The organism is Pediococcus cellicola, assembly GCF_001438655.1.
Taxonomy (GTDB): domain Bacteria; phylum Bacillota; class Bacilli; order Lactobacillales; family Lactobacillaceae; genus Pediococcus; species Pediococcus cellicola.
Map to the genome: position 1 here is coordinate 1 of NZ_JQBR01000013.1, position 15280 is coordinate 15280.

The 15280-nt window shown below is 36.2% G+C and carries 15 protein-coding genes; 4 read left to right on the forward strand and 11 right to left on the reverse strand.

From position 1 onward, the window contains the following. The 4 genes from IV80_RS09170 to IV80_RS09185 all read right to left on the reverse strand — a co-directional run. Nucleotides 1-827 (reverse strand): IS30 family transposase (locus IV80_RS09170; RefSeq protein WP_057752765.1); only part of this gene is annotated, 827 nt, incomplete at its 3' end. 170 nt (nt 828-997) lie between these two features. Beyond that, a complete protein-coding gene (locus IV80_RS09175) occupies nt 998-2065 on the reverse strand; it encodes an alpha/beta hydrolase (protein ID WP_057752643.1) in 1068 nt (355 codons plus the stop codon). Between the two features lie 20 nt (nt 2066-2085). Further along, nucleotides 2086-3294 (reverse strand): MFS transporter, encoded by a 1209-nt coding sequence (locus IV80_RS09180; protein ID WP_057752646.1) that lies wholly within the window; start codon nt 3292-3294, stop codon nt 2086-2088. A gap of 92 nt (nt 3295-3386) precedes the next feature. Beyond that, complete coding sequence (locus IV80_RS09185) at nt 3387-4253, reverse strand: AraC family transcriptional regulator (RefSeq protein ID WP_057752649.1); 867 nt, start codon at nt 4251-4253, stop codon at nt 3387-3389. 471 nt (nt 4254-4724) lie between these two features. Between IV80_RS09185 and IV80_RS09190 the strand changes: the two genes are divergently transcribed. From IV80_RS09190 to IV80_RS09200, 3 genes are all read left to right on the forward strand, one after another. Beyond that, complete coding sequence (locus IV80_RS09190; RefSeq protein ID WP_057752653.1) at nt 4725-4925, forward strand: hypothetical protein; 201 nt, start codon at nt 4725-4727, stop codon at nt 4923-4925. Then, nucleotides 4922-5242, forward strand: coding sequence for a hypothetical protein (locus tag IV80_RS09195; RefSeq protein WP_057752656.1), 321 nt, complete (start codon nt 4922-4924; stop codon nt 5240-5242). The genes IV80_RS09190 and IV80_RS09195 overlap by 4 nt, the downstream gene beginning before the upstream one ends. Nucleotides 5243-5701: 459 nt before the next feature. Then, the gene (locus tag IV80_RS09200; protein WP_057752659.1) at nt 5702-6487 is read left to right on the forward strand and encodes a hypothetical protein; all 786 of its coding nucleotides are present in this window, start codon (nt 5702-5704) and stop codon (nt 6485-6487) included. Between the two features lie 227 nt (nt 6488-6714). Here IV80_RS09200 and IV80_RS09205 read toward each other — a convergent pair whose 3' ends face one another. Genes IV80_RS09205 through IV80_RS09225 form a run of 5 tightly spaced genes read right to left on the reverse strand, consistent with a single transcriptional unit; the run spans nt 6715 to nt 11887 of the window. Beyond that, nucleotides 6715-7503: a sulfite exporter TauE/SafE family protein gene (locus IV80_RS09205; protein WP_236699596.1), complete on the reverse strand. Its 789-nt coding sequence runs from the start codon at nt 7501-7503 to the stop codon at nt 6715-6717. An 18-nt stretch (nt 7504-7521) separates the two neighbouring features. After that, nucleotides 7522-7998, reverse strand: coding sequence for a PTS sugar transporter subunit IIA (locus tag IV80_RS09210; RefSeq protein ID WP_057752664.1), 477 nt, complete (start codon nt 7996-7998; stop codon nt 7522-7524). A 15-nt stretch (nt 7999-8013) separates the two neighbouring features. Beyond that, nucleotides 8014-8901, reverse strand: coding sequence for a formylglycine-generating enzyme family protein (locus IV80_RS09215; protein WP_057752667.1), 888 nt, complete (start codon nt 8899-8901; stop codon nt 8014-8016). A gap of 34 nt (nt 8902-8935) precedes the next feature. Further along, the gene (locus IV80_RS09220; RefSeq protein WP_057752670.1) at nt 8936-10426 is read right to left on the reverse strand and encodes a sulfatase; all 1491 of its coding nucleotides are present in this window, start codon (nt 10424-10426) and stop codon (nt 8936-8938) included. A gap of 27 nt (nt 10427-10453) precedes the next feature. Further along, on the reverse strand, nt 10454-11887 hold the full coding sequence (locus IV80_RS09225; protein WP_057752673.1) for a PTS transporter subunit EIIC: 1434 nt from the start codon (nt 11885-11887) through the stop codon (nt 10454-10456). Nucleotides 11888-12100: 213 nt separating this feature from the next. On the opposite strand from IV80_RS09225, the gene IV80_RS09230 reads away from it, so the two are divergent. After that, complete coding sequence (locus tag IV80_RS09230) at nt 12101-12856, forward strand: MurR/RpiR family transcriptional regulator (RefSeq protein WP_057752676.1); 756 nt, start codon at nt 12101-12103, stop codon at nt 12854-12856. Nucleotides 12857-12972: 116 nt separating this feature from the next. Here IV80_RS09230 and IV80_RS09235 read toward each other — a convergent pair whose 3' ends face one another. Both IV80_RS09235 and IV80_RS09240 read right to left on the reverse strand, forming a co-directional pair. Further along, the gene (locus IV80_RS09235) at nt 12973-13803 is read right to left on the reverse strand and encodes a PRD domain-containing protein (protein ID WP_236699597.1); all 831 of its coding nucleotides are present in this window, start codon (nt 13801-13803) and stop codon (nt 12973-12975) included. A gap of 23 nt (nt 13804-13826) precedes the next feature. Further along, a complete protein-coding gene (locus IV80_RS09240) occupies nt 13827-15278 on the reverse strand; it encodes a glycoside hydrolase family 1 protein (RefSeq protein ID WP_057752681.1) in 1452 nt (483 codons plus the stop codon). Nucleotides 15279-15280: the final 2 nt, after the last annotated feature.

The following is a 15280-nucleotide window of genomic DNA, read 5'->3' on the forward strand; positions in this document are numbered from 1 at the left end:
GTTAAAGCTTCTTCCAAGGTTGTGAACTCCGTTCCATTGTCAGCAGTAATGGATTTGATCAGATCACCAAATTCAGCACAAATCCCTTTAATGGCATAGGCTACGGAGTCAGCATCTTTACCTTCAATCAAACGAATAAAGTCAAAACGAGTTTTACGTTCAGTGAAGGTCAATAGGACACTTTCATGGCCACTACGTTTACCAACCACGGTGTCAATTTCAAAGTGGCCAAATTCATTGCGCTTGTCGACACGCTTAGGCCGTTCTTCAATACTTTTACCAATCAAGCGTCGATGTTTATGCGACCAGTGATGTTGCGTACGTCGCTTGGTTTTCTCAAGCAAATCAAGATTGCGGATTTCTAATAATTGCGCATCAATATAGTTATAGAGTGTCTTAGTGCAGACCATCTCTGTACGCTTAAATAAATGATGTTTGTGGGCGAAGCCAACTGCTGCATCAGGTGACCAATGATCTTGATGGAAATGATCATCAAAGTAGGCCAAAAAATTAGTAATGTGTTTGAATTTTAAGGGTCGATGACAGTGCTGACGATTCATTTCATAACGAATTTGAGCTGTATCAGGAGCATAGATATTGAAGTACTGTTCTTTACCATTAATCTTCTTTACCTGTTGAACACAGCCACGTTTGAGTTCGTTATTGATAGTTTGATGGCAAACACCAAGTTCCGTCGCAATTTGACGAGCAGATTTGCCTGCGGCAAGCAATCCCGCAATTTTTCCACGTTCAATTGGTGTTAGATGATGACCCTTTGAGTGAGATATGGTAAGCTGTTCTTGCACCAAGACGAAAACCTCTTTCATTGTTTAGTGTAGGAACTTCAATGATACCTGATTTTTTCGTCTTGGTGTCTTTTATTTGACCATTTTTACAAGGTGGCTAACTTGATTATAAAATTCGCGTNTTTAATTTTCAATAAAAAACCAATGTCAATGATAAACAAATTAAACACATATTTTTACTTTACAATAAGCTATTTCAAAACAAATTGTATAGCTTCCTGTAATGCATCGTTTGCTTGTCTAAAGTCACCAACTTTATCCATAAATGCATGGACCATTCCGTTGTATCGAATATACTGAATATTGCCACCTGCCAACTTCATTTTTTGGTAGAATGCTTCCCCTTGCAAACGGAGTGGATCAAATTCACCCACCATAAATAATGTTTTGGGAAAATTGACTAAGACGTTGCTGGGAATGTTGAGTGGTGATAAATACATGTTCTCATTATCAGCACCATGAATATACCAATCATCAATTGACGCACTACTGCCATTAAAATTACGGATGTATTGAGCAATTAGGCTTTGGTCTTTTTTAGCTTTGAGACCCTCTGGTGAATCAAACCTACTACGTAATTCTGTTTTTTTACCTCCGTAGGTGACAGGATATAAAGCGACCAATTTGTTCAAATAATTTGTGCCAAATTCACAATCCAAAGTAGCTAAATTATAAGAAAGTGTCCCTCCTGCCGAATCACCCATGACGGTTATTTTTTTTGAGTCTACACCACAACTATCAGCATTCTCATATATCCACCGTAGAACACGATATGAATCCAAAAGTCCAACTGGGTATGGGTGTTCTGGTGCTAACCCGTAATCTACCGATACAACTCGTACTGCACCATAGTCAGCTAACGCTTGGCAGGGAAATTCCACATTATTTAGTGACCCTCCAAAAAAACCACCGCCATGCTCAAAAATAATTGTCGGTAAACTGCTATCCTTTAAAGCCGTCTGTACATATGTACGTGCTGGGACAGTTGTATCAAAAGTTTGATTTTTAATTGTCAGTTCATGACTAGGTGCATAATTAGCCTTTTTCCACCCCATTCCGGCACGAATTTCCTCAAGTGATTGGTTTTGATTATTACTGCCAAATCCACCTGTATCATTGTTATTCACAGATGCATCAATCTCTTCTCGTGCTTTAGGATCAAAAAAACCTTCTTCTTTCATTCCCGGAACCAACTTCATAGTATAATCTGCATTTCGAACGGCAACTTTTTTCATTAAATCTGATTTAATTTTACTCATCTTTAAATTCCTCTTTAATTCTATAATTTGTTTATAGCTTCTTTATTATTTACTTTCTGCTGATAAATTAATTCCAAACTAGTAACTAAGCATAAAACAATCAGACCAATGCTACATACCAACATATTAGATGCTGGACTATCGTTCCCGGTAAATTTAGTAAAAAAATTAATTAAAATTGGTGACATAAACACACCAATATTAGTCAAAATCAAAATTGTTGAAGTTGCTAAGTTCTTTGAATTTTCCGGCGCAACCTCACCTAATAATGTGTATAGTGTTGGTACTGTCATGGAAAATCCAACCCCAGCAATAATTACGCCAAATACAATAGGTATAAATGCTTTCAAACTTCCAATCATAAAAAAGCCAATTGACATTAAAAGCAACCCAAACGGTAAGCTTTTATGTCCTAAATATTTATAGATAACACCATAAAGTAAACCAGTCAGTAGTGAAACTAGCGTAAACACTCCAAGTACTGTAGAAGCCATACTTGGTGAACCGATTTTTTCTACTGTGAATAGATCGGCCAATTTTACAGTAATAACCAGGAAAAATGCATACAGAAAGAAAGTAATTATCGAAATTAAAATAACAGGGAAGTTCAGACGTTGATGTGTGTGTATTTTTGCACTACTCATTTTCCTTGAAACTTTCTTCTGTTCTCCCACGTCGGGGACAATAATCCAAAATAAAATTAGAACAGGCAGACAGATAATGTATATCAAAAATGTTGCATGCCAACCAAATCTCAATAAATAACTAACTGCAAATGACAAAATGGAACTTCCCAGTGAACCTGCAGCATTTTGAAATCCTAACATAGTTGCCAATTCCTCATCCTTATAAAAATCATATAGCATACTAATCGCAAGAGAATTGAAAACGCCGATTCCTAGGCCAAGCAAAAGTCGAGAACATAGCACAATCATATAGTTACTTGAAATTACTGGAGCTAATCCTGAAAAAAGAGCAACCACCAGGCCAACTAAAACGGTCTTTTTTTGACCTATTTTTAAGATAATCACGTTGCTCAAAAAAATTCCAATAATAATTCCTAAATTTGGAATCGTTGAAAGAGTTTCAACCGCAGAAGCTGATTGGAACTTAAATGTCTTATCCATTAACGGAATCGCGGCTGCAATATTTGGCGCAATCATGAGTAATAATGAAATAGACAGAATGGCTATTTTAAAAATCACGGATTTTGATTTTACTTTTGACAAGTTAATCACTTCCTAATATTTTTGTATCAAGCTTGATCACAAAACACATTATATAATGAAAGCCTTTTCAAAAGTGGCTCCATAGTAACCAATTAAAGGCCATTTTTTGACCTTTTTATATTTTGACGGTATTTAATTGGCGTCAGCCCATATTTTCTTTTAAACGCCATTCGAAATGACTTGGAATTTGGGAAACCAACCGAATCGGCAATTTCATTCTCTTTTTTCTCTGTATTCGTTAATATCCTAAATGCTTGCTGAAGTCTGAATTCACGCAAGTATGCCATAACGCTCATTCCCATTTGGCCTTTAAATAAACGAGATAAATAGCCCACTGACAAATGAAATTTATTTGCTATTGTCGATAAATATAGCTTTTCTTTATAATATTTTCCCATATAATCTAGTACTTGCGATAAAATTCTTAGATTTGTCGTAATAGAGAGATTACTAGTCTCTGACTTGATTTCACTAAAATTAATGGTTAACTCCTTCAAAATTGAAAAAATATCATTCATTTGAGCCAACCTTCTCTGTTCCGGCCTTAGTGTACTATTCTGTAATCTATAAAAATGAATAAGTACTCGCCTTAATTGTTCAATTTTTTGTTTACTTTCGTCAGAATTGGCATTGGCAATTCTAAACCAATAGTAATCGTAATTAGGGATTTCTCGCTTTAAAAATTGATATGGAAATAAAAAAGTTAAAGCGATCACATTAGAAGTATTCTGAATATTGGTTACCGCATGTATCTCATCAGTATTTACGATAATAACATTATTAGGATTCTCCTGAACCCTTTTGCCACTAATGATAAAATCTGCCTTACCCTGGATAGTCATATCAATCTCCAATGCTTGATGCCAGTGTCGTAAAATATTCTGCGTGTTTGCACTTTGAACTATAAATTTGACAGGAACATCTGAATTGTCTATGTCAATTTTTTCATGTTGGTACATGTCTATCCCCCGCTTCACTTAACATTACTAACTTTTATTAAACCATAAAAGAATAAATACAAGTTAGAATTTAACCGATCCATTATTTTTCCAAAAAAATTTATTTTGTGCCGAAAGCTGTCTCTTAAGTCGCGTAACTAAAATTCTGATCAATTATTTAAAAATCGTATTTCACCCTAAAACTTAATTGATCATCGAATAAGATAAAAGCATTATTTTTTTATAGTTAATTTTTTCATACGTATTATACATATATTGACGAATTAAAAATCCTAAGAAATTGCAGACAATGCCCAAACGATTGACAAAACCGAGATCTGTGAGACCACGACTTATTATATTCAGGACACCTCACATTGGGACACCGAATATAACAACACCATTTTTGACGCCCACCGTGGCCTTCATAAAACGAAGAAAACAACTAAACAGTTGATAAATAGTTTTGCCCGCTCTAAAGAAGCCAACTTTATGTTGACGCAGGAAATGGGACGCCAACTCAATGTCAAACGGTGCTGTCCTTATGTATTAGGCAACGTGCAATTCGTGCCAACGAGTGGTGTCACTTATACTTCGACTAACTGGATTGCCGTTCATCATTTAAAGGATGATTATCAGGATGTGGAAGATGCAAAACGACTCTACTGTTATTCAATGAAGGCCTCCGTTTGAATGCCCGAATTGATTTGAAACATTTAGAGCGTAAATTGAAAACCGTGCGAAAATACTATGACTTCCAGGTAAGTTTGGTCAAATTTTGGGGCAACCAATTTACGACCGAATTTGTCGCACCTCAAGCTAATAGTTATCTATTTACACGTATTTCTAAAACTGCTGAGTTGCCAGAAATAGAGTACCAAAATTGTCGAGAAATCTTGATACAAATTTTATTCCAGGTTTGTAAAACAATGAACCCTGAAGATCGGATCAGACTCGACGACATGGAAATATTTTATAATGACATGCTGAAAAAACACGGACTGCTGTAGAAATGTCACCCATTTATACTTGAATAGACCTTCTACGATTAGTCTAGACCCAGAATTTAAGATGATGGTTTTGAATTATGATCTTAGTTTTACAGTTCAAGAAGCGAGTCAATCATTTGAATTAAAATCAGATATTGTAAAAATTTAAATGCACAAAGTCTACTATGATATTTTTCTTTAAAAACATTACGGAGAGAACCATTATACAATTGTAAAGCTTATGTAGAGAAATCATATTATTTATTAAGTAAATGTTTAGTTACTTAATTTGCTATAATTTTTCTCATAAATATCTATAAAAAAGTCTCTTTTCCCACAAAATGCCAAATATTTCTCGTTTCAAATGCGGGATTTCGGCTTGTCAAATACCTTCTTCCTTGGTACACTCGAAAAAGTGTCAAGAATCACCTATTGATGATAGACACCATTAAAAATTTGTTACAACAAGGGAGAGAGTCCATGGACACAGTTCATTTTGAAAAACTTAACGAGCTACACGAAGTCGTCGAACGACGCACAATGAGCCGCTTTAAGCAGGTTTTAGACAATGCTCAAACTATCGACAAAACGGATATATGCCCGTCTACCACGTTCTATATCCATGACACCTCGCACTGGAACACCGACTACAACAGCATTGTTTTTGATATGCACCGTGGTGTTCACAAAACAAAAAGGACCAGTAAGCAGTTAATTAACATGTTCATTCGCGAAAATGAATCTAATTTTCTGTTGATGCAAGCAATGGGTCGTTTTCTTAAAATCAGAAGTGGCTGGCCTTATGTATTTGGTAACACTCAATTTGTGCAAACGAGCGGTGCTAGCAAGCTGTCCACTAACTGGATTGCAGTTCACCACTTAAAAGATATTTATCACGATCATGACGACGAAAAACGCCTTTTTCTTCTTTTCAAAGAGGGCTTTCGACTAAATATTCGTTTAGACTTTAAACAACTACACAATCGTATGACTAAGGTTCGTCAATATTACGACTTACAAATGAACTTAACTAAGTATTTTTCTGAGCAATTCAACACCAAACTCAGTTTTTCAACCCCTGACAGCTACTTATTTACAAGAATGCCAGAATCGCCGAGATTGCCATACTCTGAATATGACAGTTCGCGTGAATTAGTTAAATATTTGATGTTCTTTGTGCAACACTCATTTGATCCAGAGTATATTGATGAAAATCAATTAGATGATTTTTATGAACAAGCGGTTAAGGATAAGGGCGTACTTTAAAAGGCCGCCAACTATGCAATTACACATAATTAGCAGCCTAAATTAAAAAATATATTGCGAACTCAGCTATCATTTGGTATCCTACTAAAGAGGCTAGTTTGTATGCATTGCAAACTAGAGTTCCTGTAGGTGATCACACTTCGAGTAATCGGGGTGTGATTTTTTTTACTTTTAAATTTTTCAATATAAAGTTTCACTCCATCAGCAATCTAGCAAGGCTGGTTGCATCAACTAATGCCCATAATGACTTGATAACTGTTAAATAAATTAATTGAAATAACTAACAAAATTGCCATACGATATACTAGCTCAATTTTTTTTGTATCAACTACATGACTATATTTTGCACCTACTATGCCACCAATGGCTGCCGCCGGAATAATAAATAACAATGTTTTTAAGTCAAAATTCCAAATCATTCCTGAGAAAACAACAGCCAATATTTTTGAAAATTGAGAAAATAGAATGGCAATAATGGAATAAACCGTTGCCTCTTTGATTGGAAAACTACAACAAAGCATCAGCATTGCCACATTAATGGGGCCACCACCAATTCCAAGTAACGTTGAAACCCATCCCAAAAACATACCGATTAACATTAACAGCAATATATTGGTAATTTTAAAATGCCAATATGGAGCAATTGAATAACCTAAAGCAAATAAAAGTGTCAAAACTGTTAGTACTACCTGAATTTGATTAATTATATGATCGTTTGCTACGGCTTTCTCTAACCAATTAAACGTCGAATTTCCTAGCAAGCCACCAATAATTGCTCCAAATGAAATAGCAAAAGCAAATTTTTTTTGGAGATGGAGTCCTAAATTTATTTGCTTGTACGTTGACGTAACCGCCATTGTAAAAACCGCTACGCTACTGAAAAAATTTATTTGGATTAATGGATGGGCACCGATGACATCTAAAACTGGTTTGATAATGACACCTCCGCCCATCCCCGCGATAGCACCAATTACATTGGCAAAGAAGATGACTAATGCATACGTGATATAGATCATCACAAACCTCCCCTTAAATTAACTCAACATGGCCACTTTTTTCCCGGCTTTAGTTAATCCAGTTTGAAGATCAAGCCTCTTCTCTAAATCTGTGAAATTAGTAATAGCAACAATAATTACAGGATTCAAATCAGCTTTCTTAACCACCTCAAGATCAATAGTCACTAACGGTGTCCCTGCATGCACTTTTTCATTCAAATTTACGTATACATTAAAGGGCTTGCCTTTTAAACTTACCGTATCAATTCCCATATGAATGATCAATTCCATGCCGGTATCACTAGTTAGCCCTATTCCATGTTTAGTGTCCGCAATGAACGTCACCTTACCAGCTACTGGCGCAACAATTTCACCATTCGTTGGATTGACAGCAAAACCATCGCCCATCATTTTACCGGCAAAAACTTCGTCAGGTACTTGCGTAATTGGAATTACATCGCCCTCAGCTGGTGATACAATGTCAATCGTTTCTTTTTTCTTTGAAAACCAACCCATTTTATTACCTCTCTTTTAGATATCCTTAACCACTCTAAATCCAAGATTAGAACTAGCTGAATCACTTACTTCACCATTTCTTGCGCCAACTCGGTATCTGTTACAAAAACTACAATGACATAAGAATGACCCTCCACGAATTGCCATTTGATGTGGTTCGTGAACGTTTAAGGTTTCCTGCCAAAACTCCTGGCTTTGGTGATCAGTAAAACTTGTTAAAGGTATACCACGCGAATTACTACACCATTCCCAGACATTACCAATCATTTGATACAGTCCGAAGTCGTTAGGTTGAAAACTTTTTACAGGAGCTGTTCCTAAATAACCATCTTCTAACGAATTCTCACTTGGAAAATTACCTTGCCAGGTATTAGCATGAAATTCGTGATTCTCAGTCAGATTATTACCCCATGGATATTTAAGACCGACTTTGCCACCACGTGCGGCCTTTTCCCATTCAGCTTCGGTTGGCAAACGATATCCTGCCCATACACAATAAGCAATTGCATCATTTAACGATACCTGGGTTACTGGATAATCTAATCGTTTTGAAACACTACTTTGTGGACCTTCTGGATGATTCCAACAAGCCCCTTTAACAGCACGCCACCATGGCATATCTTTTGTAGCCTTAGTTTTTTCTAGCTCTTCTTGATCAAGAAGTTTGAAAAAAACATATGACCAGCCAAGCTTTTCGGCCTGTGTTTCATACCCAGTTTCATCTACAAACTCTTTAAATTCACGAATTGTAACGGTTGTCGTACTAATTTGATAAGAAGCTAGTTCAATGCTAGTAATCGGTCCTTCCCTATCTACCGGGAAACCTATTTGATCGTTAGTGCCCATATCGAACTTTCCACCAGATATTATCTTAAATTCCGTTTCATCCTTTACTTTCAACATAATTCTGTCTCAATTCCTTCCTTACACCATAAAGTCATTTAAGCCCCAGTCTAATAAATTCTTCTTTTGGTGCTTCGATTTTTTTTAATAATTTGGTCAGTTTTTTAACCATAATTTTTTCAATTGCTTCATCATGCAAAGGATGTTCTTGATTCGGATCCTTAACAATATCAAACAAATAGTTTCCTAAAGCGTAAGAGTCCATATGATTACGTAACGATAATTTACCCACAGCCATTCCTTGAGTAAATCGATTACCTTTTACTAATTCAAGACTCTTCATATCTTCCGGACTGTAAAATCCACGCATCTTTGTAAAAGCCAATGTATAATTCACTAATGGCTCATTATCTGGATTTTGTGAAGCGCGCATATAAACATATTTGCCATCATAGACACAGGCAAAACTACCATTTACACCAAATAGAATGTCACGTTCCTTAACATTTTTTTCATTACTCTTAGCTGCTTCATCAAGGACTTTTAAAATTGATTGTCCATCACGAACAGTATCATCGTGAATACTAAAGTAATCTAGCAACGTTTCCGGTAAATCAATTGTCTGGGCAATTTGTCCACAAACACTTCCGTCCCGTTCCGGATGCGCTGGATCATGAATAAAGAATGGCAAATGAACTAATTCGTCATAAACAGGAGAAATATTTTTTCCAATCCAATTATGTTCGCCTAGTAAAAAGCCATGATCAGTGTTCACGATTACCAAGGTATCTTTCCACATATCATTTTGATCTAGAACATCTAGAATTTTTCCTAGATAGCGATCGCACATAGTTATCAGAGCTGCATACTCTTTTTTAAGATCCTCGATGTCATCTTTAAATCGATCATCCACTAATTTTTGATAAGTTGGCCAATATGGAATGTCTTCTGACTTAATACAGTCATATATCTGACGGTACTTATCCGGTACATAAAATGGTTCATGGGGATCAAATGACTCAATTTGAAGAAACCAATTTTCTTTGTCATGATTTTTTTCTAAAAAATCAATTCCTGCATTAATAGTTTGAACACTAGAAATATCTTTTTCATCATGAATTCTTGTAATATTCGCCATATGTTGTTCAACCGAAACGCCTTTTTTATTTAAGGCATTCTTGTTCTGATTAACTTCACCTTCCATTCGAGGAACCCATCGATCTCCTTCTTGTCCGCGGAAGCCTTCCCAACTAGAATAACGTGGCAAATATGTTGCCCCACCATCTTCCCAGTAGTGAGAATGATCAGTTACGATATGTGCATAGACACCGTTGTTCTTTAATTTTTCAATTGCTGATTGATCAAAAACCTCTAGTGGTCCCCATGATCTAAATGGGAAATTATACATTCCTGTATGCAATTCCCGTCTGGCTGGGATACAAGGTAAACTCCCGCCATAAAAATTATCGAACGTAATCATCTTTTTCTGAAGACGTTGAAAATTTGGTGTTTTTATCCATTCATTACCAAAATTGGACAGAAACCTTTTTGACAAAGTATCAAACATAATCATAATGGCTCGCATACTAACTCTTCCTCTCTTTAAAACTTGTTATGCATAATGACGCATCTTGCCAACGACATATGTCAAAATAAAACCAGCAGCACATGCCACAACATAAGCGATTAAATACTGAATATATTTACCATCTGCAATTAATGGAATAGCTGACATGCCGGCAGCCCCAAGTGCTGAACACTTTACCCCTAACAAACTGACCATAACACCACCGAATCCAGCTCCCAAAGATGCTGTAATAAATCCAAATCCTGATGGAATAACCAATCCAAACAGCGTTGGCTCACCAACCGCCAAAATTGTTGCCGGTAAAGCTGCCTTAGCAACATTTCTGACCTGCTGATTTCTGGACATAATCCAAAGTGCAAGTCCTGCGCCTACTAGACCAGCATTACTCATAATTTGAAACGCATTGATCTGTGTTGATCCATGTTGAGCAATCAATTGTAAGTTAATTGGTGTTAGCCCTTGGTGTAACCCAGTTGAAATTAACGCGGGTGCCAAAGCTGACAAAACGAATCCACCTACGACACCAGATTCATTAATCAAGAATAAAATACCTTTGATTAAACCGTCTGATAAAAAGCCCATTATTGGCATCACTGTTAGGAAATACACACCTGCAGATAATAGCAAAGAAAGAGTAGGTGTTAAGACAACATCTAAAACGTCGGGAATAATTTTATGAAACATTTTCATAAATTTTGCCAAAATCCAAACTCCCAAAATAACGCCGAACAAGCCTCCTTCACCTGCTTTAAGACCCAAAGCCGGTAAAGCAGGTGATAATGTAATGGCACCAATTGCACCTCCCAACAATTTATCGGTTTTAAATTGAACTGCCGACGTGACTCCGACATAAATGGCTAAAAAACTCAATACGGCAGTACCGATAATGCCAAAAACCGTGCTTACTTGTAACAGATGCCAATTTTGTAAAACAACTTGTGTATTAGTTAACTGACCGGAAGCTTTTATACCTTCTCTAATGGCTGTGTTCGTAGCATTACTAGTCATAATGTTATTAATACCTTGCACAAAACCAGAAGCAATAATTGCTGGAATAACTGGAACAAAGATGTTAGATAAGGTGGTCAAAAATGCTTTCATTCTGCCGCTGGTATGACTTCTTGCTTTTGTTTTAGTCTCTTGAATCGTTTGATCCATTGACTGATTTTGATCCTTAGAATTTGTTTCTTCTTGTGTCCCTGCATCGTATTCACTACCCAAAATTTCAATAATAGCTTCATGAATTTTAGTACTTTTTCCTGGTCCAACAACAATTTGAAACGTATCGGCATCATTAATTCCAAGAACTCCAGGTACTTTTTTCAACTCTTCAATTTGAATAAGATCTTTATTTTTAAATTTAATTCTTAAACGTGTCATACAATTCTCAACACTAATAAAATTATCTTTTCCTCCACAAAGGTTAATAATTTTATTTGCCACTTCTGCATTATTCATGACGTTGCCTCCCAAATAAGTTAGTGGTCGGTTCTAAAAGCGCTTTTAGAAATCCACATGCATAGTATACGGTATTTGTTCGCACTTTTATTACAATTGTTTCTGTTTGGGAATTTTACCATTTCTTTGGCAATGAAATAGTTTCCAGTAATGCAAAAAACGTTTGTGCTGAAAACATAAACGTTGCTTGTATATATTAAGAGGTGAATTTTAATGAACAAAACAATAGAAGAATTAATTAAGGAAAGCGAAACTAGTTTCTCTAACGTTGATAAGCAAATTGCAAAATATGTCTTACTAAATCAAGAAGAGGTGTGTGCAATGAGTATTAACAACCTTGCAGACGCTGCATTTGTATCTACGTCTTCAGTTTTAAGATTTGCGCAAAAGCTAGGCTTTCATGGCTTTTCCGACTTTAAATATTTTTTATCATGGAATGAAAACACTACAAAAGTTCAAGAGAACTTAAATTCAAAAATGATTGGAAATGCTGTAACTCAGATGATCGCAACGCTAAGTGAACCGACAGTTACAACGACTGTTCAATACTTTAATAATGCACGACGAATCTTTATCTTAGCAACTGGACTAAATCAACAGTATCAGGCTAGAGATCTTCAGCAACGGTTTCTCCAGCTAGGAATTATCATGGTCTTATTACCTTCAAACAGTGGTAGTATCCTGAATAAACAAATTGCAGAAAGTGTAAGCGCAGATGACTTGCTAATTATATTCTCAGCATCAGGTGAGAATGCAGTTGTCAAGGACTTCCTTAAGTTACCAATTCTTATCCAGACCCCAATCATCTCATTTACAAATAGTTTAGATAGTTGGTTATCTACTCATTCTAATTGTGTTTACTCACTATCTCATTTACAAAATAGTTCACAATTAGAACCTTATTTTTCCGGATTTTTCCATCTACTTATTGATTTTTTGGCAGTACGCTTCAAATCAAAAGAATTGTGACCATATCGGCAAATAATTGTTTGTTTTTGTATTTTTTTTGAATTTATACAATTTCAAACCATAAAAAAAGATATTTTGCACTATAACTGTTCAATTTATAGCACAAAGTATCTATTTTATTTTAATATTCGCTGAATCTGCATAGCCATCAGCATTACTTCTTCATCTGGTAATTCTTGACCAAATTTGATGTCCATATACTCAGACACCTTCTTGGCAATTCTAAAAGCACGCTCATTTTGACTTTCAACAATTGCTACCATTGCAGGATCCGCGTCTTTTAGCAATCTTCCTGCAATCGCACGTTCCACTAAAAACTTTACGTGAACGACACATCGTTGGTAATTAGGACTATCTTCATCCAATTTGCCTTGAGACTGATATTTAATTATATTAATAATTCGCCCAATAATTTGCCCAGCTTTTAAAGCATCTTTCCGTTCATCTGTGCCATTTTCTGCGTTGATAATATGTGCGGCAATATTTGCAGCTTCTTGTTCAGAAAAATTGGTCTTTAGCTGCTGGTTCATAATCTGAACAGCATATTTACCAATTCCGAACTCACTCGGATAATAAGTTTTAATTTCCCAATAAACGCGATTTGTAATCGTAATTCCTTGTTGAAATCTTTCCAAAGCAAACTTTAAATGATCAAGCAAGGATACATACAGAGCATCACTTAATTTGGTGTTCAAATTTGACTTAGCATATTTAATAATTTGCTGTGTAATATCAATAAGTTCCGGAGATGTTTCGGCAATCATCGTCAAAAAGTGTTCGACATTAGTGTCGTTTACTGGCATAAAGACTTGGTCAAAAGACTTATTCGTAACAGAAGCTCCGGGACGCTTGCCGTAACCAATTCCCTTTCCAAGTAAAATAAATTCTTTTTGCTTGTCATCTACCGCCAAAACTACGCTAGAATTAAGCACTTTTTTGATTTTCATCACACTTTTCACCTCCTCAACAATTAAGCTAAATCTTCCCCATTTGAACGAATCACTTTCTGATACCACGTAAAGGAATCCTTTTTATAACGATTTAACGATCCTCGGCCAAGATCGTCTTCGTCAACATATATGAACCCATATCGTTTGGACATTTGAGAAGTCGAGGCACTCACTAGATCAATTGGTGCCCAGCTCGTATATCCCATTAAATCTACTCCTGCATCAACAGCCTTAATCATCTCTTCAAAATGACTACGGAAATAATCAATTCGATAATCGTCGTGGATTTTTCCGTCACTTGTCAACTCATCTTGTGCTCCCATCCCATTTTCAACAATAAACAACGGTTTGTGATAACGATCATAGAGCTGTAATAAGGAAATTCGCAGTCCAACTGGATCCACTGTCCAACCCCAATCTGTAGATTTTAAATAGGGATTCTTACCACCAACAACTGTGTTGCCACTTGTAAGTGTTAAATTATTTTCATCATACGACGAGACCATAGACATATAGTAACTAAAGGAAACAAAGTCTACAGTATTAGCTGCCAAGATTTCCAAATCCCCATCGGCCATTACAATGTGCAAATTATTTTTCTTGAAATAATTTAAAATAAGCTCTGGGTAACGTCCAAACACCTGCACATCAGCCGGAAAATAATTCATAGTATTTTTGTTAAACGATGCCAAAACATCGCGCGGATCGGCCGAATTTGCGTAATCTGTCAATTTAGTCAACATACAACCTACCTGACTCCCTGGAATTAATTCATGACAGATTTTGGTGACCAACGCAGATGCTACAAATTGATGATGAAAGGCCTGATATTCGTCTTGTAAGAGATTATCTGACTGATCCGGAATAATTCCTGCCGATGTAAATGGGTGCCGTGTCACGCTGTCAATTTCATTAAAAGTGAGCCAGTACTTGACGTCATCCCGATAGGTTGTAAAACAAGTGCGGCAGAATCTCACAAACAGATCAATAATGCGGCGATCAGCCCAACCATTGTACTTTTGTGCTAAAGCTAATGGCATTTCATAATGCGATAAAGTAACTAACGGCTCAATATGATATTTATGCATCTCTTTAAACACTGCTTTGTAAAAATCGACACCAGCTTGATTAGGCTCCTCCTCTTCGCCTGTCGGATATAAACGTGACCATGCAATGGAAATACGAAGCGTCTTGAATCCCATTTCAGCAAATAATTTAATGTCTTCTGGATAACGATGGTAAAAGTCGATTCCTCTACGTTTAGGATAATAAGTTGTATCTTTCGTGGCCATTGCTTGTTTAATACTGTCTTGGGTAATTTGAACTTGCTTTTTATAGTCTTTTACATCAACGTTTGGTTTATACGTGGCCACATCCGCCACTGATGGCCCCTTACCATCAACATTCCAAGCACCTTCTACTTGATTGGCCGCGATTGCGCCACCCCAAAGAAAATCTTTTCTTAAACCCATTA